Source organism: Corallococcus sp. CA053C, assembly GCF_003611675.1.
Lineage (GTDB): Bacteria > Myxococcota > Myxococcia > Myxococcales > Myxococcaceae > Corallococcus.
On sequence record NZ_RAWA01000024.1, the window covers coordinates 1 to 19,831 of the forward strand.

The 19,831-nt window shown below is 71.2% G+C and carries 17 protein-coding genes and 1 pseudogene; 11 read left to right on the top strand and 7 right to left on the bottom strand.

The genetic code is table 11. The features are described from left to right. Window positions 1-92: 92 nt before the first annotated feature. Both D7V97_RS05290 and D7V97_RS05295 read left to right on the top strand, forming a co-directional pair. Window positions 93-881, top strand: coding sequence for an alpha/beta fold hydrolase (locus tag D7V97_RS05290; RefSeq protein ID WP_120609493.1), 789 nt, complete (start codon window positions 93-95; stop codon window positions 879-881). A 44-nt stretch (window positions 882-925) separates the two neighbouring features. Then, entirely contained in the window at window positions 926-1,360 is a 435-nt protein-coding gene (locus D7V97_RS05295; protein ID WP_120609494.1) for a hypothetical protein, read from the top strand. Between the two features lie 3 nt (window positions 1,361-1,363). Here the strand turns inward: D7V97_RS05295 and D7V97_RS05300 are convergent, their stop codons facing one another. Beyond that, entirely contained in the window at window positions 1,364-2,074 is a 711-nt protein-coding gene (locus D7V97_RS05300) for a molybdopterin-dependent oxidoreductase (RefSeq protein WP_120609495.1), read from the bottom strand. Next, the gene (locus tag D7V97_RS05305) at window positions 2,061-2,729 is read right to left on the bottom strand and encodes a cytochrome b/b6 domain-containing protein (protein WP_120609496.1); all 669 of its coding nucleotides are present in this window, start codon (window positions 2,727-2,729) and stop codon (window positions 2,061-2,063) included. Before D7V97_RS05305 ends, D7V97_RS05300 begins: the two co-directional genes overlap by 14 nt. 232 nt (window positions 2,730-2,961) lie before the next feature. On the opposite strand from D7V97_RS05305, the gene D7V97_RS05310 reads away from it, so the two are divergent. The 5 genes from D7V97_RS05310 (at window position 2,962) to D7V97_RS05330 (ending at window position 11,444) form a co-directional block, all read left to right on the top strand. Continuing rightward, window positions 2,962-5,598, top strand: a complete 2,637-nt coding sequence (locus D7V97_RS05310; protein ID WP_147444695.1) for a right-handed parallel beta-helix repeat-containing protein — start codon at window positions 2,962-2,964, stop codon at window positions 5,596-5,598. A 207-nt stretch (window positions 5,599-5,805) separates the two neighbouring features. After that, complete coding sequence (locus D7V97_RS05315) at window positions 5,806-7,623, top strand: penicillin-binding transpeptidase domain-containing protein (RefSeq protein ID WP_368668874.1); 1,818 nt, start codon at window positions 5,806-5,808, stop codon at window positions 7,621-7,623. A 32-nt stretch (window positions 7,624-7,655) separates the two neighbouring features. Then, window positions 7,656-9,104, top strand: a complete 1,449-nt coding sequence (locus tag D7V97_RS05320; RefSeq protein WP_120609499.1) for a serine hydrolase — start codon at window positions 7,656-7,658, stop codon at window positions 9,102-9,104. 77 nt (window positions 9,105-9,181) lie between these two features. Next, a complete protein-coding gene (locus D7V97_RS05325) occupies window positions 9,182-9,754 on the top strand; it encodes a glutathione S-transferase family protein (RefSeq protein WP_120609500.1) in 573 nt (190 codons plus the stop codon). A gap of 223 nt (window positions 9,755-9,977) precedes the next feature. After that, complete coding sequence (locus D7V97_RS05330; protein WP_147444696.1) at window positions 9,978-11,444, top strand: hypothetical protein; 1,467 nt, start codon at window positions 9,978-9,980, stop codon at window positions 11,442-11,444. A 41-nt stretch (window positions 11,445-11,485) separates the two neighbouring features. Here the strand turns inward: D7V97_RS05330 and D7V97_RS05335 are convergent, their stop codons facing one another. Continuing rightward, window positions 11,486-11,842, bottom strand: coding sequence for a hypothetical protein (locus tag D7V97_RS05335; RefSeq protein WP_120609529.1), 357 nt, complete (start codon window positions 11,840-11,842; stop codon window positions 11,486-11,488). Between the two features lie 374 nt (window positions 11,843-12,216). Here D7V97_RS05335 and D7V97_RS05340 point away from each other — a divergent pair, with 374 nt between their 5' ends. Genes D7V97_RS05340 through D7V97_RS05355 form a run of 4 tightly spaced genes read left to right on the top strand, consistent with a single transcriptional unit; the run spans window position 12,217 to window position 17,131 of the window. Beyond that, entirely contained in the window at window positions 12,217-12,762 is a 546-nt protein-coding gene (locus D7V97_RS05340) for an RNA polymerase sigma factor (protein WP_120609502.1), read from the top strand. Further along, on the top strand, window positions 12,759-13,463 hold the full coding sequence (locus tag D7V97_RS05345; protein ID WP_120609503.1) for a hypothetical protein: 705 nt from the start codon (window positions 12,759-12,761) through the stop codon (window positions 13,461-13,463). The genes D7V97_RS05340 and D7V97_RS05345 overlap by 4 nt, the downstream gene beginning before the upstream one ends. A gap of 58 nt (window positions 13,464-13,521) precedes the next feature. Further along, on the top strand, window positions 13,522-14,043 hold the full coding sequence (locus D7V97_RS05350) for a hypothetical protein (RefSeq protein ID WP_120609504.1): 522 nt from the start codon (window positions 13,522-13,524) through the stop codon (window positions 14,041-14,043). A 1-nt stretch (window position 14,044) separates the two neighbouring features. After that, window positions 14,045-17,131 carry a CHAT domain-containing protein gene (locus D7V97_RS05355; protein WP_233582523.1) on the top strand — a complete coding sequence of 1,029 codons (3,087 nt, stop codon included), beginning with the start codon at window positions 14,045-14,047 and terminating at the stop codon, window positions 17,129-17,131. A gap of 109 nt (window positions 17,132-17,240) precedes the next feature. Here the strand turns inward: D7V97_RS05355 and D7V97_RS45740 are convergent. The 4 genes and pseudogenes from D7V97_RS45740 to D7V97_RS05375 form a co-directional block, all read right to left on the bottom strand. Further along, window positions 17,241-18,236 (bottom strand): annotated as a pseudogene (locus D7V97_RS45740) (serine/threonine-protein kinase); the annotation flags it as partial. Window positions 18,237-18,290: 54 nt separating this feature from the next. After that, complete coding sequence (locus D7V97_RS05365; protein WP_147444697.1) at window positions 18,291-18,887, bottom strand: hypothetical protein; 597 nt, start codon at window positions 18,885-18,887, stop codon at window positions 18,291-18,293. A 127-nt stretch (window positions 18,888-19,014) separates the two neighbouring features. Next, entirely contained in the window at window positions 19,015-19,371 is a 357-nt protein-coding gene (locus D7V97_RS05370) for a helix-turn-helix domain-containing protein (protein WP_120609507.1), read from the bottom strand. Window positions 19,372-19,387: 16 nt separating this feature from the next. Next, a complete protein-coding gene (locus D7V97_RS05375; RefSeq protein WP_120609530.1) occupies window positions 19,388-19,738 on the bottom strand; it encodes a helix-turn-helix domain-containing protein in 351 nt (116 codons plus the stop codon). Window positions 19,739-19,831: the final 93 nt, after the last annotated feature.

Sequence of the window (19,831 nt, forward strand, 5' to 3'; positions counted from 1 at the left end):
CCCTCAATTGGAATCCCCCCGTCGCATCCGGGCTTGCTACACTTCCCGTCTAACCACGACTTTCCACCTCTTTCCTGAATAGGGACTCCCCCATGCCCACGACGACCGCGACCGATGGAACGACCCTGCACTACCGGGTGCTCGGGGATGGACCGCGTGCGGTGGTGCTGGTGCATGGGTGGATGACGTCGGGCGCGGTGTGGGACGCGATGGTGGAGAAGCTGGACCTGACGGGCCTGCGGCTGGTGGTGCCGGACCACCGGGGCAGCGGCGGGTCGGGGCGGCCGGCGTCGGGGTACGCGCTGGAGCAGTACGCGAAGGACGTGCTGGCGGTGGCGGACCACGCGGGCGCGAAGCGCTTCGCGCTGGTGGGCCACAGCATGGGCGGGCAGATCGCCCAGTGGGTGGCGTCGGAGGCCCCCGCGCGCGTCACGGGCCTGGTGCTGATGACCTCGGTGCCCGCGGCGGGGCTGCCGCTGCCTCCGGACGCGGCGGGCCTGTTCCGCACGTCCGCGGGGGACCGGGCGAAGCAGCAGACCATCCTCGGGCTGGCGTGCAAGCAGCTGTCGCCCGAGTCGCTGGAGGGGATGCTGAAGGACGCCACGGGGGTATCGAAGGAGGCCATCGAGCAGAGCTTCGACGCCTGGACGGCGGGAGGCTTCGCGCAACGGCTGGCGGCCATCACGGCGCCCACGCTGGTGGTGGCCACGGATGATCCGTTCCTGCCGCCGGTGTTCCTGAAGCAGGCGGTGGCGGGCCCCATCCAGAACGCGCGCATGACGTACCTGCCGGGGCCGGGGCACTACCCGCAGGTGGAGCGTCCGGTGGAGACGGCGGCGCTGCTGTCGGCGTTCCTCGCTGGCAACGCCGCGCAGGCGTGAAGCACCCCGCGTCGGAACCGGACAAGGAAGCAGGAGAGCGCGCGATGGCCTGGAGCATGTCCTTTGAACACGACGCCGAGCACGATGTCGTCACGGCGAACTTCACCGATTGCATCCTGGTGACGGACGAGGACGTGTATCGCTGGCGCAGCGAGGTGGAAGCGCAGTTCGCGAAGTTCAACGGCCGGGTGGACCTGCTCATCAACCTGGACGGGCTGGTGGTGCGCCACACGGCGGGGCGCACCTTCGGCAAGGAGCGGCGCGAGGTGCTGGAGCGCAACACGCACCGCTCGTTCCGCTACGGCGGCGACGAGATGACGCGCATGTTCATCAGCACCAGCGGAGCCATCAACGGCGCGGCGGTGAACCACTACGCCACGCGCGAGGAGGCCCTGGCCGCACTGCTGGCCGAACGCGAGTCCCTGCGCCAGCGCGGCTTCACGCCCTTCAGGTCCAGCCTGCACAGCGGCAAGAGCTGAAGGCTACACCCCGGCGAACCACTCGTAGCCCTGGTCCTCCCAGGTGCCCCCGGTGGCCTCCGGGAGGAAGCGCACCTGGGTGAGGTACTTCACCATCTTGTAGCCCAGCTTCACGCCCGAATAGAGGCGCAGCGGCGCGCCATGGCCGGGCGTGAGCGGCTGCCCGTTCATGCCGTACGCGAGCACCGTCTGCGGGTGCAGCGCGCTTGGGGCGTCCCAGGAGGAGAAGTAGCCGCTGTCGAACGAGCGGAACTCCACGAAGCCCGCGCGCGGATCCGCGCCCACGGCCCGCGCCAGGTCGCTCACGCGCACGCCGTGCCATGACGCCACCGCGCTCCAGCCCTCCACGCAGTGATGGCGGATCCGGTAGTCGGTCCGGGGCAGCCGCCGCAGCTCCTCCAGCGAGAAGGCGCGCGGTTGGGAGACATGCCCGCCCACCTCCAGGTGCCAGCCCGCGGGGGCCAGGGGCAGGGTGTCGGAGACGAAGTAGGTGGGGAAGTCGCCGGGCGGGGTGAGCTGCTCCACGGGCTCCTCGGGCGCGAGCTGGTGGGGGTTGAAGAGGGCCGCCTGCGCGCGCTGGTTGAAGCGCTCCATGACGCCGAGGAAGCCCGCGTGGGGGCGGCTGGAATCACAGGCGCTGGTGGCGAGCGCGGCGGCGCCCAGGAGCACGCGGCGGCGGGTGAGGAGGCGGCTGCCCGTTTCAATCCCAGACATGAGGCTTCTTCCTTCCCCCGGTCACCATCTCCCCGAGGGTGCGCGGGTGCAGGGCGACGAGCACCACGTGGCCGACGGTGAAGAGGGCCAGCAGCGCGAGCAGCAGCAGGTGCACCGCGCGCGCCGGGTCGTAGCCGCCGAAGAGCGCGGTGAGCGCGTGGAGCTGCACGGGCTTGTAGAGGACGAGGCCGGAGAGGACGGACAGCGCGCCCATCACGAGGGCCATCGTGTACGCGAGCCGCTGGAGGCCGTTGTAGAGCCCGGTCCGCGCGGGCGCGGGGCGCAGCCGCAGGTAGTACGCGAGCGTGGCCACGGCGTCGCGCGTGTCGCGGCGCGGGAGGAACAGGCGGCGGCGCCACTCGCCGCTGAAGGCGAGGTAGAGCACGTACACGACGCCGTTGAGGGCGAGGAACCACCCGAAGGCGAAGTGCCAGTGGCGCGCGCCCGCGAGCCAGCCTCCCAGCCGCGCCCACGAAGGGGGCACGGCGTCCTGGAAGGGATAGAGCGCGTAGCTCCGGCCACGGGGGCCCAGGCGCGGATACGCGGCGAGGATCTGCAACCCGCTGGCGGCGAGGATGGCGAGCAGCGGCACGTTCACCCAATGGGCGAGGCGGATGGGCCAAGGCTGGGGACGGCGGGGCTCGGACGGATGCATGGGGTGGACCCCAGCATCGGGAATCGACGGGTGCATCCCGAGCGAGACGAGGGCTGCTGGCTGGAGAACGCCCGGGTGGAAAACTCGTCGGACAGCGGACGGAGAGGAGGCGTCGGAGGGCAGGACGCACACCCCGCGCGGGTCGGGCGTGGCGCGGGGCTCACGGGTTGGACGCATCGCGCGGCTCGTGATGGTGTTCCCGCTCACAATGCTTTTTCAGGACGGTGCGGCCATGAAGCGAACCCCTGCGTTGCAGCTGGTGGGACTCCTGCTGCTGAGCACGTTCGGCTGCGTGGAGGGGGAGCCCGCCTTCACGGTGAGGCCGGCCGGGGGCGTGCGACTGGTGGTCGCGCTGCCGCGCTCGTTGGAGGCCGTGCCGGTGGCGCAGGTGACGTCCACGGTGACGCACGGCTCCGGGCCGGAGGAAGCAGTGCCGCTGGCGCTGACCCTGGACGCGGGGGCTTCGTGGTCCGGTGACGTGGATCCGGTGAGCTCGGGTGAAACAGTAGGGCTGCGCGTGGACGCGCTGGATGGCGCGGGCGCGGTGGTGGCCACGGCGAGCCTGGAGGAAGCGGTGCCGCTCGCGCTCCAGGGCGAGGCCCTGGTGGTCATGGTGCCCCATCCGCCAGGCGCGGTGGCGGGCCCGGGCAACACGGCGCCTCGCATCCACGCGGTGGTGGCCTCCAAGGCCCGGGCGACCTTTGGCGAGGAGGTGCAGCTGCGCGCGTGGGCGAGCGATCTGGAGCCGACGGACACGCTCACCTATGCCTGGAGCAGCTCCTCGGGGTCGCTCGACTGTGACGGCGCCGCGTGCACGTTGACGGTCCTCCCCGAGCCCTATGCCGGGCTGGGGCCGCACTCCAACCTGAAGGACGGGCTGCGGGTGGAGGTCCGCGTCACGGATGCGCGCGGCGCGGTGTCCACGCTCCAGTTCCGCATCGGGGCGGGCACGGTGGGCGCGGTGGGGTCGCTGGAGGACACGCGGTTCAACCGCTGGCCCGTGGCGCCCGCGGATGGGGAGCCCCGGCAGCTGGCCGTGGGTGCGCCGTTCCTCGTGCCGGCGGCGACGACGGACGAAGATGGGGCCTCGGATCCGCTGACGTATGCGTGGCGCGCGACGTGCGAGGGCACGTTCGACGACGTCACGCGGGCCACGCCCGTGTTCACTCCGACCGCGGAGCCCCAGGGCTGTGGCTGCCAGTTGCAGGGCGCGGTGAGCGACCCCTTCGGGGGCAGCGTGACGCACATCGTGAGCCTGTGCGTGCGGCAGAGCGCGCCGCCGGTGCTGGGCGCCACGTCGCAGTTGGCACCGAGCGCACGCGCGGGCGAGCGCGTGACCTTCACCGCGGCGGCGACGGATCCGCGCGGTGAGCCGCTGACGTTCACCTGGACGACGAACGTGGGCGCGGTGGGCACGGCGGTGGGAGACGGCACGACGAGCACGGTGGACTGGACGGAGCTGTCCTGCGTGCCTCCGGACGTGACGCCGACGGTGGAGGTGACGGTGACGAACGCCTCGGGCGCGAGCGTGCGCCATGCCTTCACGGTGGAGTGGACGGACCGGCGCTGTGGCGCGCTGGAGGGTGCGTGCGTGTTCACGCTGGCGCCAGGGAAGGTGACGCTGTCCCAGGACTGCGTGACGCAGGGGTCGGTGTTCATCCCGGACGGCTTCACGTTCGACGGGGCGGCGCACGCGCTGACGGCGGTGGAGGACGCGGTGGCGGGGGAGCACTTCCAGGGCGCGGTGCTGCGCAACCGGGGCCCGGTGGCGAGCGTGCGCGGCGTGACGGTGACGGCGCGGAACCTGTCGGACGCGTGTGACGCGGGCGCGGCCCGGCTGCGCGGCATCCTGCTGGAGGGCGCGAGCGGCGCCGTCGAGGACTCGCTGGTGGAGGCGCTGCATCAGGCGGGGAACCTGAGTGGATGCCAGGAGGGCTTCGCCATCGAGGTGCGCAACGACGCGGCCGGCGCGGCCCAGGTGACGGTGGGCCTGAGGCGCAACCGCGTGACGGGCTACCAGAAGGCGGGCCTGCTGGTGGCGGGCAAGGTGGAGGTCGCGGCCGAGGACAACATCGTGGAGGGCGGAGGGCCGGTGGACCACATCGCGCGCATCGGCCTCCAGCTCGCATATGGGGTTACGGGGCGCGTGGTGGGCAACCAGGTGACGGGCAACGCGTACACGAAGGCCACGGACACGGGCACCGGCATCCTGGTGGTGGGCGGCGCGTACTACGGCGCGGGGCGGGCGCTGTGCCACGACCTGATCATCCAGGGCAACACGGTGAGGGAGAACGACGTCGGCATCAGCCTGTCGCAGGCGGAGGGTGGCTTCAGCGCGCCGTCGGAGGCCACGCGCATCCAGGTGCTGGAGAACGAGCTGAGCAAGGCCACGCTGACGAACGGGTCGGGACCCGAGCGGGGCTATCAGGCGGCCCTCTTCGACAACGGGCGCGCGAACCTGCTCAGCCTCAACCGGATCAGCGGTAACGGCTACGACCCGGCCGTCTTCCCGGACGAGGCCTACGCCCTGGACGTGGAGACGGTGGCGGGGGCGCGGCAGGTGGCCTTCGCCACGCAGGCCCGCACCGTGGACGCGGGGGCCTGCTCCGAAGCGCTGGTGGTGCAGGGGCGGGACGCCGAGGGCAACCTGGCCTCGCTGGTGGATCCGACGGTGGCACTGACCGCGTCGGACGCGGGAGCGACGTTCCACCTGCAACCGGATTGCTCGGATGCGGCGGTGGCGTCGGTGAGCCTCGCGGGCGCGCAGCGCGAAGCGGTGTTCTACGTGCGCTCTGGCACGGTGGGCGTGTTGACGGTGACGGCGACAGGGGACGGCGTGAGCGCGACGCAGGACCAGACCGTCCGTTGATCCGGGGTGCACGGCGGCCCTCGTTGCTCCGCGTGCGCGTGGAGCGTCAGGGTGCCTGACTGTCGGTCCGGGTGGAACGACGGATGGCACAACGCATTCGCCTCGTGAGCCATGGCGCGGTACACGGGGCGCGTGTTCGGACGGACGGTCATCACCTGGGTGGGGCTCTGCCTCCTGCTGCTGCTTCCCGCATGTGCTCCGCGCGCCGTGAGACGCGGTGTGTCCGGGGGGCCGGAGGACGTGGCCCGCGTGTACCTGGAGGCCTGGGCGCGCAACGACCTCGTCGCGCAGCGCGGGATGCTCGTGGAGGTGCCCGCGGACTTCGACGCGCAGCACGCGAAGTGGCGGCAGGCGCTGGGCATCGTGGCCTCCCGCTTCGAGGAGCTGCACCTCGAATCCGAGGATGACGTCGCCGCGGTGGTGACCTTCCATGGGGTGCACACGCTGCGGGGACTCGGCGACTGGGAGGTGGCGTCGCGCCTGCGCTTCGAGCGCCGGGGGAATCGCTGGGTCGCGCGCTGGACGCCGGAGGTGTTCCACCCGGAGGCGCGCGCCGGAGACACCTTCACGCGCCTGCGAGCCTGGGGTCCGCGAGCCGCGCTGCTTGATGCCGCCGGGGCGCCGCTCACCGTGCCCGGAGAGGTGATCAGCATCGGGCTGTACCCGGGGCGGGTGCGGGACGTCACGGCCGTGGCCCAAGCGCTCCAGACGCAGCTCGGCGTGGATCCCGCACGGGTCCAGGCGGCGCTGCGGTCCACGGGGGCGCAGCCCGAACAGTTCTTCGCGCTCATCGACGTGCGACCGGAGCGCTACCAGCAGGTGCGCCCCGTGCTCGCGCCGGTGCCCGGCATCTTCTTCCGCAAGAAGACCGCGCGCCTCACCCCGGCGGAGGGCTTCGCCGCGCACACGCTGGGGCGCGTGGGCGAAGTGACGGCGGAAGCGCTCCAGGCGCTGGGCCATCCCTATCAGGCAGGGGACCTCGTGGGCCTGTCCGGCCTGGAGCGCGCGCAGGAGCGGACGCTGGCCGGCAGCCCGTCGGGCGAGGTGCGACTGGTGCACCGCTCGGGAGAGAGCGTGCTGCTGCACCGCTTCGACGGAGCACCGGGAACGCCGGTGCGCACCACGCTGAGAAGGGAGGTGCAGGCAGCGGCGGAGGCCGCGCTCCTGGACGTCACGCAGCCCGCGGCACTCGTCGCGGTGGACACGGCGACAGGCGAGGTGCTGGCCGTGGCCAGCCGTCCCCTCGGCGAAGCCCTGCACCGGGCCCTGACAGGGCGCTATCCCCCCGGCTCCACGTTCAAGGTCGTGACCGCCGAAGCGCTGCTCGCGAGCGGCCTGAAACCCGACACGCGGGCGGACTGCCCGGTGGAGGCGACCGCGGGCCGCAGGCGCTTCCGCAACTTCGAATCCGAAGCGTTCGGAGCGTCGACCCTGCGGCAGGTCTTCGCGCTCTCGTGCAACACGGCCTTCATCCAGCTCTCCGCGCGGTTGGGCCGCGGCGCCCTGGAGGATGCGGCACGGCGCTTCGGCTTCGGCGTCCGCTACGACGTGGGCCTGCCCTCACCGGGGGCCACGTTCCCCGAACCCCAGGATGACGCCGACCGGGCCGCGGCCTCCATGGGGCAGGGCAGGGTGCTGGCCACGCCGCTGCACATGGCCACGGTGGCGGCGGCGGTGGACACGGGCCGCTGGCATGCACCGCGCCTGCTGGCGGACGCGGAGGCGGGCCCGGAGGAGTCCCTGCGCCCGGGCACCCCGGAGGCGCTGCGCAACCTCATGCGCGCGGTGGTGATGGAAGGCACGGCGAAGTCCGCGGCGGGCGTGCAGGGGCTGATGGGCAAGACGGGAACGGCGGAGTTCGGCACGGCGGTGCCACCCGAAACCCACGCCTGGTTCATCGGCCTGCGAGGCGGCATCGGCTTCGCGGTGTTCGTGGAGGGAGGCGGTGTGGGAGGCCGCGTCGCCGTCCCCCTCGCCATGCGCTTCCTCCAGGAGCTGGACGCGGCGCAATCGTCCGCCCGCTGAAGCGTGTGGAGCCTCATGAGTGGAGAGTCCGAATGAATTGGAGCCCTGTGCGCCTCTTGAGCCTGCTCGCCGCGGTCCTGCTGTTCACCCCCGCCGCCTTCGCCGCCCCGCCGAAGCCGCAGGAGCTGGATCGGCTCATCACCCAGTACCACCAGCTGCGCCAGTTCAACGGCGCCGCGCTGGTCGCGGACGAGAAGGGGGTCATCTTCAAGAAGGCCTACGGCTCCGCGAACTTCGAGTGGCAGGTGCCGAACACGGTGGACACGAAGTTCCGCCTCGCCTCCATCTCGAAGCAGTTCACCGCGATGGTCATCCTGCAGCTCGTCGCCGAGGGGAAGCTCAAGCTCGATGACACGCTCGTCACCCTCCTTCCCGACTACCGGAAGGACACGGGCTCCCGCGTCACCCTCACCCACCTGCTCAACCACACCTCGGGCATCCCCAACTACACGAACATCCCCGGCTTCTTCGAGAAGGACGCGCGCATCCCCTCCAAGGTCGCGGACTTCGTGAAGACGTTCGCCAGCGGCGACCTGGAGTTCGAGCCCGGGTCCAAGTTCGCCTACAGCAACTCCGGCTACTTCCTGCTCGGCGCCATCATCGAGCGGGCCACCGGCAAGACGTACGCGCAGGCGCTCCAGGAGCGCATCTTCGACAAGGTCGGGATGAAGAACTCCGGCTACGACGTCTCCGCGACGGTGCTCTCCAAGCGCGCGAGCGGCTACGAGCTCAAGCCCGAGGGCTACGTCAACGCCCCCTACCTCGACATGACGCTGCCGTATGCCGCCGGCTCCCTGTACTCCACGGTGGAGGACCTCTTCCTCTGGGACCGGGCGCTCTACCAGGACACGCTGCTGCCCGCGGCGCTCAAACAGAAGATGTTCACGCCGGGCCTGAGCGACTACGGCTTCGGCTGGTCCATCAAGAAGGTGAAGCTGGACGACGGCAAGACGGAGGTCTCCACCGTCAATCACAGCGGCGGCATCAACGGCTTCAGCACCTTCATCATCCGCGTCCCGGAGCGCAAGCAGGTCGTCATCCTCTTGGACAACACCGCGCGCGGCGACAAGATCCAGGCGCTCTCGACGGGGCTGCTCAGCGCCCTGAACGGCATCACGCCCCGGCCGGCCCGGCCCGACATCCGCGACCCCCTGAGCGCGCTGCTCGCCAAAGCGCCCGTCGCGGAAGCCATCGCCCGGTACCGCGACCTCAAGGCCACGAAGGCGGACGCGTATGACTTCTCCGAAGGACAGCTCAACAGCCTGGGCTACCAGCTGCTGCGCTCCGGGCGGGTCACGGACTCCATTGAGATCTTCAAGCTGAACGTGGAGATGTTCCCCACCCTCGGGAACGTCTACGACAGCCTGGGCGAGGCGTACCTGGCCCACGGAGACAAGGCGCTGGCGAAGACGAACTACCGCAAGGCCTTCGAGCTGGATCCCACCAACACCCACGCCGCCGAAGTGATCAATAAGCTCTGACCGCCGGACGCGAAGCCCTCCCTTCCCTGGCACGTTCTGCTAGGGAAGGAAGGGCAGTCCTTCCTGGAGGTCCCCGGATGAAGCTCTATTTCAATCCCCAGAGTCGTGCGGTCATCGCCAAGTGGATGCTGGATGAGTGCGGCGCCGAGTACGAGCTCGTGCCCATCAGCCTGGAGAAGCGGGAGCACAAGACACCGGAGTTCCTGAGCATCAACCCGGCCGGCAAGCTGCCCGCGCTGGTGGACGGAGCTGCCCGGGTGTTCGAGGGCGCGGCCATCTGTCTGTACCTGGCCGACAAGTACCCCCAGGCGAAGCTCGCGCCAAAGCAGGATGCGCCGGAGCGCGGCCGCTACCTGTCGCTGATGGTGTACTCGACGTCGCAGCTGGAGCCCTCCATGGGCGACCACATGATGAAGACCCCGACGCTGCCCCAGCGCGGCTGGACGGACTTCGAGGGCGCGCTGAACGCCGTCGAGCGCGAGCTGGGCGACGGGCCCTACCTCTTCGGTGACTGGTTCACCGCGGCCGACGTGATGATCGGCTCCATGTTCATCTGGATGCGCATGTTCGGCGCGAAGACGGGCCGCCCCACGCTTGATGCCTACGTGGATCGGCTGCTGGAGCGCCCCAAGGGCATGAAGCTGCGCTGACGCGCCAACCCTTCCTGCGACGGGGAGCGGGCCGTATGCTCGGGCGATGGCCGGCTACTGCTCGACGCACAAGGGATTCTTCACCGGGGCTTCGTGTGACAAGTGCAGCCCGGTTGCAACGACGTCGGGGGGCGCCGTCTCCGGTGGAGCGACGCCTTCTGTCTCCATGCTGCCCCAGCCCCGGCCGCGGTTCTCCATTCCGGTCGTGCCCCAGACACCGCCGGTGACGTCGAACGTCGTGAAGCTGTCGGCCACGCCGCAGCCGTTCACGGGCAGCCCTCCGCCCAAGGTCGTCCTGCCTCCGCCCAAGGTCGTCCTTCCGCCCAAGGTCGTCTCTCCGCCGGTGGTCTCCTCGTCGGTGTCGACGCCTGTTCCCATGGTGAACAAGCTCGCCGCCTCGGTGGAGCTGGCCTCGTCGTCGCAGCCGGCGCTCCTGACGGAGACGAACAAGTCCTCCGCCGTGCCCAAGGAGCAGATGGATGCCTTCATCGACGGGCTCGTCGCGCAGCGCCCCACCGTGGGCTTCCCGCTCTTCACCCTCTGCGACAACAACAGCTTCCACACCACGGGCTACCTGTGGGGCTTCTATTCCGTGAAGGCCCTGAAGGCGCGCGGCAAGCTGGATGGCCCCGTCGCGGTCGTCAACTTCGACAGCCACTCGGACGCGGGCTCGCAGTCCGCCCGGTTCGTGGCCAGTGACCGCTGGGGCGGGATGCTGGTGAGCGCCATCCACGCGGAAGGCGTCCCTGCCTGCTACCTGTCCACGTTCAACCACCCCCAGGGCAAGGGCAACCACTTCGTCGCCGCGGGCGGGACGGTGGGCTCGGCGCCCTCGAAGCCCACCATCACCGCGGAGGACCTGGCCATCTCCGACGTGGAGGCCCGCGCCGTCCGGCTGCGGGCGATCTTCGCCCCCTTCTGGGAGCAGGTGCAGACGTACTTCGGCCAGCCCATCAAGTACGTCTTCTTCACCATCGACCGGGACGTGTTGCTCAACAGCTTCACGCAGTGGGGCGACGGCGCCATCAACGGTCCCACGGACCTCGTGCCCTACATGAAGGCCGCGCTGGGGCCCCTGCTGGTGGGGACCCAGGAGAAGCCCGCCGTCGCGAAGCTCATCGGCTTCGACATCACGGGGCTGCCGGAGACGCGCGAGCGCATTGACGGGCGCAAGCCCAAGGACGGCTTCGAGAGCCCGCCGAAGGTCTGGGCCGACCTGCGCGCGGAACTGACCCTGGCGCGCGAGTACGCCGCCACGCTGCCCACGCCCGACGCCACCCCGTTGAGCAACGTCATCTTCTTCAGCGGCAGCATCAGCTACACCTCCGTCGCCGCGTTCGGTGCGCTGCCCCTGCTGACCTCGGACTGCTCCGACTACGTGAGCACCCTGTCCAACCTGCTCAAGGGCCCGGTGGCGGAAGGGGCCTGGACGTACCTGCTGTGCCGGCAGAAGCCGCCCATCTACAACCATGGCTGGAAGCCGTTCTCGCTGTACCGGGTGGCCCACGGGCTGGCCCCGGCGAAGCGCAACGCCATCATGGCGCTGCTGGGGGACCCCACGCCGGTGGGAGGCTTTGCCTGCACGGCGTCGGTGACGGACGCCCAGCTCATGGTGCCGACGAAGGTGAACGTCGCGGACATGGTCGAGAAGCGGGACCCCTTCAAGGAATACCACCCGGACGTGCACTGAGGCCGGGGGCTACGGCGCCAGCGCTGACCTGCCAGGCGTACCTACTTCGAGCCTGGAGGGCCCAGCTCTTCCGGAAGAGGCGTCCGAAGGAATCTCAGTCCACCGGGCAGGTGAATGACCTGGAAGCCCTGATCCGCGATTCGGACCAGCTCACCGTCAGAGGCAGTTCCTCCTGCCAGCCACGCATCGGCCTCGGCTTGCGTCGAAAAGGTCCGCGCGACAGGGACGCTGGATGACGGATCCGAATACTCCTCATGGTACTTGAGGAAGTCCTCCAGCTTCTTGATGCGACGGAGGTAGAGCAGGGCGATGGCCGCGAGCTGGACCGTGGATTCCTCCTTCGAGCCGGGCGGGTAGTTCTTGCTCGCCGCATCGAGAATGCGGAGGGCCGAGTCCATGTCGAAGTCTCGGAGGGCTGTCATTGGGCGCGGGCCTTTCGTTAGGTCAACATCTAGAGGCGCCACACTTTTCTCCCAGAGGGGGTGAGGAAAGAAAAGGGGCACTTCCGTTGGGTGGGAGCAGGCGCGAAACCGCGCCCCATTCCAAGGAGCAGCACCATGCCCCAACGTCTCCGTCCCGCCGCCCGGCTCACCGCCGTGCGCCTGGCCCCATCCAGCGATGTGTGGTGGATCGCCTGGGACGCGAACCTTCCGTAGCCGGCGGACGGTTCCCCTGGAGCCTGGCGGGCTCGGGGCGATTGGCCCTGCTCCGCCTTGCCGCCCAGGTGGCTTTCAACGACCATCGACGCCCCTTTTCCCGGAGGCGATGCATCTTGGAGCTGCGACACGGCCCCGCGGCGGAGGCCTCGCCGGACGCCGGGCTCGAAACACTGCGGCGCGACCTGGGCCGGGCCCTGGCCAGTGTCTGCCCTCCGTCCCTCGCGGACCGGCGGGAGGACCTGTTGCAGGTCGCGATGATGCGGGTGGTGGAGCTGCGCAAGCGCGACCCGGGACACGCGGAGCTGTCACCCGCGTACCTCTACCGCGTCGCGTACACGGCGCTCGTGGATGAGCTGCGGCGGGTGGGCGCCCGCAAGGAAGTGGCGCTGGACGAGGTGGAGCAAGCGCCCGTGCAGCCCGTGGCCCCCGGGGATCCGGAGCGTTCCGCCGGCGCCGCGCAGATTGCCCGCGCCGTGCGCGACTGTTTGCAGGGGCTGGTGCAGGACCGTCGGCTGGCCGTGACGCTGCACCTGCAGGGACACACCATCCCCGAGGCCGCGGAGCTGCTCGGCTGGGAGAGCAAGCGCACCGAAAACCTCATCTACCGCGGGCTGAGCGCCCTGCGGGCCTGTCTCACCACGAAGGGAATCACGCCGTGAGCGACCAGGGCCCCCAGGACGACAGCATCGATGGCGCGGGCGTGGAGCGGCTGCGCACGGCGCTGCGCGACGATGATGCGGAAGGAACCCCCGTGGACGCGGACCTCGTCTGGCGCGCGGTGATGAAGGAGCTTCCGCCAGAAGCGCGCCGGGAGGTCATCGAGCGCGTCGCGGCGGATCCCGCGTGGGCCCGCGCCTGGCGGCTGGCGCAGGCGATGTCCCAGGCCGCGTCCCAGGCGCAGGCTCCCGCGAAGGTGCTGCCGCTGGTGGCCCGTCGCGAGCAGCGGCCCCGCTTCTGGCAGGGCCGGCAGGCGTGGGGCGCGATGGCGGCCATGCTGGTGGTGCTGGTGGGCGCGGTGGTGGTGGTGCGGCAGCAGCAGCAGGTGGACCCGGACCGGATCCGGGGCGGGACGGCCGAGGCCATCACGTCGGAAGTGCCAGAGGCCACGGCGCTGCCTCGCGACCGCTTCGTGTTGCGTTGGAGCGGGGTGCCGGAGGCGACGCACTGGAGCGTGCAGGTGTCGTCGGAGGATTTGAAGCTGTTCCACCGCGTGGAGCGGCTGGAGCAGCGGGAATACACCGTGCCGGCCGCCGTGCTCGCGGAGCTGCCCGCGGGGGCGCGCATCCTGTGGCAGGTGGAGGCGCGGTTGCCGGATGGCAGCGTCCGGCGTGGCAGCACGTTCGTGAATCCATTGCAGTGAGCGCGTGAGGCCTGCGCGTTGTGGGCAGTCCATTCAAAGACATGCAGAGGGGGATGTGATGAAGACAGACAATGTGGCGGGTGGCTGGGCGCGGGCGTTGGCGGTGACCGCGCTCTTCTGGGGCTTCACGGCGATGGCGCAGACGGCGCCTCCCACGAGGGTGGTGAAGACGGACCTGGTGCCGGGAGCGGCGCTCGACACGGTGGTGGCCTCCGTGGTGGACGTGGGCGTGCGCACGGGGGGGACGGTGACGGTGACGGTGCGGCTCGTGACGGCCGCGGGCGTCGTGCTCGCCGAGGCCACGGGGCCGGTGACGGAGGGCCTCCCCCTGCGCATCAGCGCCCGGGCGCCCTCGACCGCGGGCGTTCGTGCGGAGGTCCTCCTGCCGTCGGACACGATGCCGATGTCCATCGGCCTGCTGGGCATCGAGCGGTGGCCCCAGCCGCCGGCCACCCCGCAGTTTCCTCCCATCCTCTGCAAGCTTCCCCGGGCGGCGACCGGCGACCCCGTGTCTGGGTATCCGGAGCCCACCACCGGGGAGCCGTGGGCGAAGTGCTCGCTCGAGCTCCGGCTCAACTGACGTGAACGCAGTCCGGCCACCCCGTGCACGGCACCTGGGCCTGCTCCTCCTCGCGGTGGGGCTGACCCTGCATGGCCGCGCGCGGGCCGCCGGACCCCTGGAGCCCTCCGCGCTCGCCCGGTGCGAGGAGGGCTTCATCGCCCATCCGGAGGGGTCGGACGGGGCGATGTGCTTCTTCCGCGAGGCCCAGGCCCCCGCGCGGCGCGACGAGGCCGGGCGCAGGCTGCGGGGCCTCATCGAACGGTATCCGGAGCGCCCCTGGCTGATGCTCGTCCTCGGGCACGTGGAGATGCTCTCCGCGCCGCGCCTGGCGGAGGTCTCCTACCGCCGCGCGGCCCTGGCCTTCCGGCGACTGGGGGACGCGGAGGGCGAGGTGCTGGCCGGCATCAACCTGCGCAACGTGCTGGGGGTGCTGGGCCGGACGCAGGAGGCCCACACGTGGGTGGAGCGGGTGGGGGAGGTGGCCCGCGCCTCCGGTGACGCCCAGCTCCAGGTGCGAGCGCTCATCCTGGAAGCGGCCGAGCTCTCCGACCTGGGCCAGGACGTGGGGCGCGCCTACCGCCTCCTGAAGCGCGCCGAGGCGCTCACCTTTCCTGGCGGCAGTGAGGGCTTGAAGAAGCAGCTGCTCACGCCCCTGGCCACGGCGAGCGCGAACCTGGGCCGCTTCGATGAAGCGATGGACGCGTACGCACGGCTCGCGGGGCTCGCGCGGAGCACCCGCGACGTGGGCACCGAGGCCCGGGTGGGCTTCGCGGTCGCGAACCTCGCCCTGCTGCGCTACCAGGAGCACCCCGAACCGGGGGGCCGGCCGGAGCTGCTGCGCCTCGCACGGGAGGCGCTCGCGGCGGCCGAGCGCGCGGGCAGCAAGGCCTTCGAGGCGATGTCCCGGCGGCTCGTGGCGGAGCTGCTGGGGGACGGACCGGAGGAGCGGCGCGAGGCGGAGGCGCACCTGCAACGCTGTCTGGAATTGACCCGGGAGGTGGGGCTGCCGGAGCGGCGCATCTCCTGTCTGTGGACGCGCGCGGAGCGGCTCGCGGGCGTGGATGCCGCCGCCGCCGAGCGTGACGCGGACGCGGCCCTGGCGCTCGCCGCCGAGCACGACAACCCGCTCCTCCTCGCCTCCGCGTGGAGGGCGCGCTCGATGGTGGCCTTCCGCTCCAGGCCCCTGCCTGAGGCCCTGAAAGAGGCGGAGCGCGCGTTGGACGCGGTGGAGGTGCTGCGCCAGTTGCAGCGCGATGCCTCCAGTCAGGCGGAGCTGTTCTCCGGCTGGGCCAATGACTATCACCGGCTTGCCGGGCGCACGCTGGAGGCGGGTGAGACGTCCGCCCTGCCGCCCCGCGAGGCCCTGGAGCGAGCCTTCGCGGTGAGCGAGCGGCTGCGGGCGAGGACGCTGTTCGAAGCGCTCGTGGCCTCCCGTGCGCTCGCGGTCGGCGAGGACGCACCGGAGCGCAAGGAGGCGCGGGCCCAGGTGCTGCGCGGCCTGTCCGCCACGCAGCGGCGGCTCTTGGAGACCACGCTGCCCGCGTCCGAGCGCGCGCGCCTGTTGGGCGAGCTCCAGGAGCTGGAGCGGCGGGAGCGCGAGCTGCGTCCGGCGCCCCGGCACGACGCCGTCCGGTTCGCGTCGCTGTCGCAGACCGAGCAGGGCCTGGGCGAGGACGAAGCGCTGCTCGTCTTCCTCGTGGGCACGGACCACGACCTCCAGGGCGAGCGCGCGGGAGGCGCGTGGGTGTTGGCGGTGACGCGCGGAGGGACGCACGCGTACCGCATCCCGGAGCGCGTGCGGCTGCGTCCCGCGGTGGCGCTCCTGTCGGGGCTCATCGAGCGCCGGGACGGTTCGGAGGCGGGGGCCGCCGCAGCGCTGTACGCCCAGCTCCTCGCGCCGGTGCTGCGGGAGCTTCCGTCGGGTGTGTCGCGCCTGCTGCTCGTGCCGGATGGACCGCTGCATGACCTGGCCTTCGCGGCGCTGCGCGAGCGCGCGGACGGACTGCCGTTGATCTCCCGCTACGAGCTGGCGCGGGTGCCCTCCGCGAGCCTGCTGCACCACTGGCGGGAGCGGTCGGCGCGGCCACCGGCGGGCGAGGCCCTGGTGTTGGCGGATCCGGACCGCAGGGGTGCTCCGGCGGGCACGACGGTGGTGGCCTCGGCGCGAGGCGGCGTGTTCGGGGAGACCGCGAACCTGGGAGCGCTCCCCGAGGCGCGGCGGGAAGGGCGCACCGTGGAGGAGGCCCTGGAGGACACCGACGTGCGGCCCCGACTGCTGGTGGGGACGGAGGCGTCGGAGCAGGCGCTGAAGGCGTCCCGGCTGGACGACGTGCGCATCCTCCACCTGGCCGCGCACGCGGTCGTCGACGTCGATGCGCCCGAGCGTTCCGCCCTGGTGCTGGCCCCGGGCTCCGCGCAGGAGGACGGCCTCCTCCAGCCGAGAGAGATCGCCCAGCTGCGATTGAGGGACGCGCTGGTGGTGCTCTCCAGTTGCCGGGGCGCCTCCGGCGCGCTGCTCGCGGGCGAAGGGGTGTTGAGCCTCGCGAGGGCCTTCTTCGAATCCGGCGCGCACGCCGTGGTGGCGAGCCTGTGGCCGATGCGCGACGCCGAGGCCGCGTGGCTCCTGGAGCGCTATTACAGACATCTGGCTTCAGGGCAGGGGGTGGCCGCCGCCCTGCGCTCGGCCCAGCGCGAGGCGCAGGAGGACGGCCAGCCCGCGGCGGCGTGGGCAGGCGTGGTGGTGATGGGGGATGCCGCGCTGGTCCCCGTGCGGCGGGCGGACACCGCGTCGGGTGTCCCGCTTCAGGGAGGGACGTGGGCCCTGGCCGCGCTGCTCTGCGTTCTCGTGCTGGGAATCGGCGGAGGCTGGTGGCGCCGTTCGAAGCGGCCCACGCCCGCCCGGCCGCCCGAGGACCGGGGTGCGGGGCGAAGTTCCCGGTGGACGTGGCGGGGCTGGGCCCGGCGCCGCACTGAAGCTGTCAATTCATGTTCCCCGAACGATTGCTCCCGGGAGCCGGACTCGTGGGCCCGTCCGGCTCCAGTTCATGGGCATCCTGCATGTCTGGGAAGAGGCCCGCTTCCGCGAACTCCGCCCGGCCCCGGATGACCGTGGCCTCGGAGAGGAGCCGCCCCAACTCCTCGGCGGCTTCCTTGCGCCCGTAGGGTTGGGGCTGCCCGGCCAGGGCCGCCCGCAGGGCATCCCGCATCACTCCCGCCGTGGCGTAGCGCTCGGTGGGCTCCTTCCTGAGGGCCTTGTGGAGGAGGGCCTGGAGAGGCTCCGGAAGGCCCGCTGCCGCACGCTGCACGTCCTCTGGACCCAACCGCTCCATGAAGCCCTGCATCTGCTCCAGGGGCAGTGAGGGCCGCTCCTCCGGGCGCAGCGGACCCACGGGCCCGGTGCGGGTCGCGTCCTCCAGGTCGAAGAGGTGCGCGCCCGTCAGCAGCTCCGCCAGGGTGAGCCCCAGCGAGAAGACATCCGAGCGCGCATCCAGGGGCCGCTGCTGAAAGAGGTATTCCGGCGAGGCATAGGCCACATCCCCCTTGAGGAGCGTCTTCGGACTCTCCTCGCGGTTGGCCAGCAGCGAGTAGGCCGCTCCAAAGTGGGTGAGCTTCACCGCCCCGGTGCTCCCCTCCACCCTCACGTTGCGCGGGCTCACGTCGCGGTGCACCACCCCCAGGGGTCTGCCCGCTTCATCCTTCGCCGTATGCGCGGAGTGCAGCGCTTCGGCCAGTTCGCCCGCGACGTAGAGGGCGAAGGACATGGAGACGGGCCGCCCGCGTGCCGCCGCCGCGCTCACCACCGTGTCCAGGCTGGGCCCGTCCACGTACTCCATGAGGATGTGCGGCATCCCCTCATGCATCCGCATGTGGTGCACCTGGGCAATGGCAGGGTGGCGCAGGCGGAAGGCCAGCTCCACCTCCTCGATGAGCCGGTGACGCCGCGGGCTGCTGGCCGGGCCCAACAGCCGCTTGATTGAGACAAGGCCGCACGGCCCGTCACGGGTGGAGCGTTGGGCCAGCCACATCACTTCGCCAATGCTCCGGCGCTCCAGGGGCTTGATGAACGTATAGGTGGTGGCGTCCACGGTGAGGGGGGACGGCGTGCGCAGGGTGACGCCCGCGCGCTCCAGGCTGCTCCACTCCGAGCGCAGGGCAGACGTGTCCTCGACGGGAGTGGGGGTGTTCGAGGGCGGAGGCGTGTCCTTCGTCATGGGCGGGGCTCCGAGGTGGGAAAGGGATCAGGGAAGGAGCGGCGGCAGCGGGGGCTACGGGGCTTCGTCGCCCGCGGCTTCGAGAAAGAACGCCCGGGCGGGTAGACGCGGGAGGGAGGTGTCCTCGCGGTAGCCCTGGCCCTCGCTGGCGTAGAAGGCGCCCACGCGGTAGTCGCCCGCGCGCAGGGCTCCATTCTGGACACCCACCGGGCCTACGCACTCCAGCGGCTTCCCCGTCATCGCCGCCACGATGTAGCCGTCGGGCCGCAGCACCGCGAGGGCCTGGAAGCGCCCGAGCCGCTCGCTCAGCGTGGTGCGCGAGACGGCCTCGCCCTTCGTCACCACGTCGGCCAGAAGGTAGTCGGCGGTGACATGGGGGCCAAAGCCTCTCAGCGAGTTCCCTACCAATGACAGGAGGAGCCGCAACTGGCGGGCCTCCTGCACGGTGATGGCCTCCCCCTGGGGAAGCTCCTCCGGTGACAGCCCCGCGCCCAGGAGCAGCATCCCGAAGTCGTCCGTCGCGGCCAGCACCTCACGGGTGCGATTGAAGACGCCTTCCGTCCTCCGGGCGCAACCGACGAGGCCGGGCAGGAGCAGCAGCGCGGATGCAAGACACCACGACGGGGAGACCGGAAGACGCGGACCGCGCATGAACACCTCCTGTCGGGACATGCCCTGATAGGCATGGTCGACAATGCCCATCACGTATCATGCGGGCATGCGCGGGGTGAAGCCTTCCCCATGGGTGGAATGAACCGGACACGTGCGCGGCGGTCCGTCAGCGCCGCAGCATGGCGGTGGCGACGCCCAGCAGGGCGGTGAGCTGATCCGCCTCCAGCCTCCGCGAGATGTAGAGCAACCGCTGCAAGGTCTCATCGTCCGGCCCGCCCCCGCCCTTCTTCCCGGCGCGGGCCTTGCGCGGGGAGAAGCCCAGGGCTTCCTCGGGGGACAGGTGCAGGGCCGCGCACAGCCGCACCAGCGAAGGCACGCTGGGCAGCATCTTTCCGCGCTCCAGCCGGCTGTAGACCAGGGGCGTCAACTGGATGCGCTCAGCGACCTCTGCCTGGGTGAGTCCCATCTTGTCCCGGGCCGCACGGGCCGCGGTGCCGATGACTTCCGCCAACTCTTGATTCATGGCGGGAGCGTAGCCGCTACGCGTCTTCCAGGGTGTCCAGGAGCGAGAGGAAGGACTGGAACCGGGCCTCCGGCAGGGCCCGCACGCGGCGGAGCAGCGCACGCAGTGAGGAGAGGTCCTCGTGGCTGGCGGCGTCCCCTGGCGCCCCGGGCGTGGCGAGGTGGAGCAGGGCTTCCGAGGAGACATTCAAGGTGAGGCACAGGTCCCGCAGCACGGCGACACTGGGAATCATCTTGCCGCGCTCCATGCGGGCATAGAGGGGCACGGAGAGCTGGAGGGCCTCGGCGACCTTGTCCTGGCGCAGGCCCGCGCGGTGGCGCGCTTCGCGGATGACATGGCCCAACTCAGCGGCGAAGGCTTCGTACATGGGGAGAACGCTCCTGGGTGGAGGGAATGGGCGCGGTCACGGCATCTTCCGAGCTATGCTCTTGAAGCATGCTTGACTAGCCCCTATCCACCC

Bases quoted from the DNA above. Each gene is read 5' to 3' on its own strand.
- D7V97_RS05320 (WP_120609499.1), top strand. From the start codon at position 7,656: ATGAATTGGAGCCCTGTGCGCCTCTTGAGCCTGCTCGCCGCGGTCCTG.
- D7V97_RS05350 (WP_120609504.1), top strand. From the start codon at position 13,522: ATGAAGACAGACAATGTGGCGGGTGGCTGGGCGCGGGCGTTGGCGGTG.
- D7V97_RS05305 (WP_120609496.1), bottom strand. From the start codon at position 2,729: ATGCATCCGTCCGAGCCCCGCCGTCCCCAGCCTTGGCCCATCCGCCTC.
- D7V97_RS05325 (WP_120609500.1), top strand. From the start codon at position 9,182: ATGAAGCTCTATTTCAATCCCCAGAGTCGTGCGGTCATCGCCAAGTGG.
- D7V97_RS05295 (WP_120609494.1), top strand. From the start codon at position 926: ATGGCCTGGAGCATGTCCTTTGAACACGACGCCGAGCACGATGTCGTC.
- D7V97_RS05300 (WP_120609495.1), bottom strand. From the start codon at position 2,074: ATGTCTGGGATTGAAACGGGCAGCCGCCTCCTCACCCGCCGCCGCGTG.
- D7V97_RS05375 (WP_120609530.1), bottom strand. From the start codon at position 19,738: ATGTACGAAGCCTTCGCCGCTGAGTTGGGCCATGTCATCCGCGAAGCG.
- D7V97_RS05335 (WP_120609529.1), bottom strand. From the start codon at position 11,842: ATGGACTCGGCCCTCCGCATTCTCGATGCGGCGAGCAAGAACTACCCG.
- D7V97_RS05370 (WP_120609507.1), bottom strand. From the start codon at position 19,371: ATGAATCAAGAGTTGGCGGAAGTCATCGGCACCGCGGCCCGTGCGGCC.
- D7V97_RS05310 (WP_147444695.1), top strand. From the start codon at position 2,962: ATGAAGCGAACCCCTGCGTTGCAGCTGGTGGGACTCCTGCTGCTGAGC.
- D7V97_RS05365 (WP_147444697.1), bottom strand. From the start codon at position 18,887: ATGCGCGGTCCGCGTCTTCCGGTCTCCCCGTCGTGGTGTCTTGCATCC.
- D7V97_RS05290 (WP_120609493.1), top strand. From the start codon at position 93: ATGCCCACGACGACCGCGACCGATGGAACGACCCTGCACTACCGGGTG.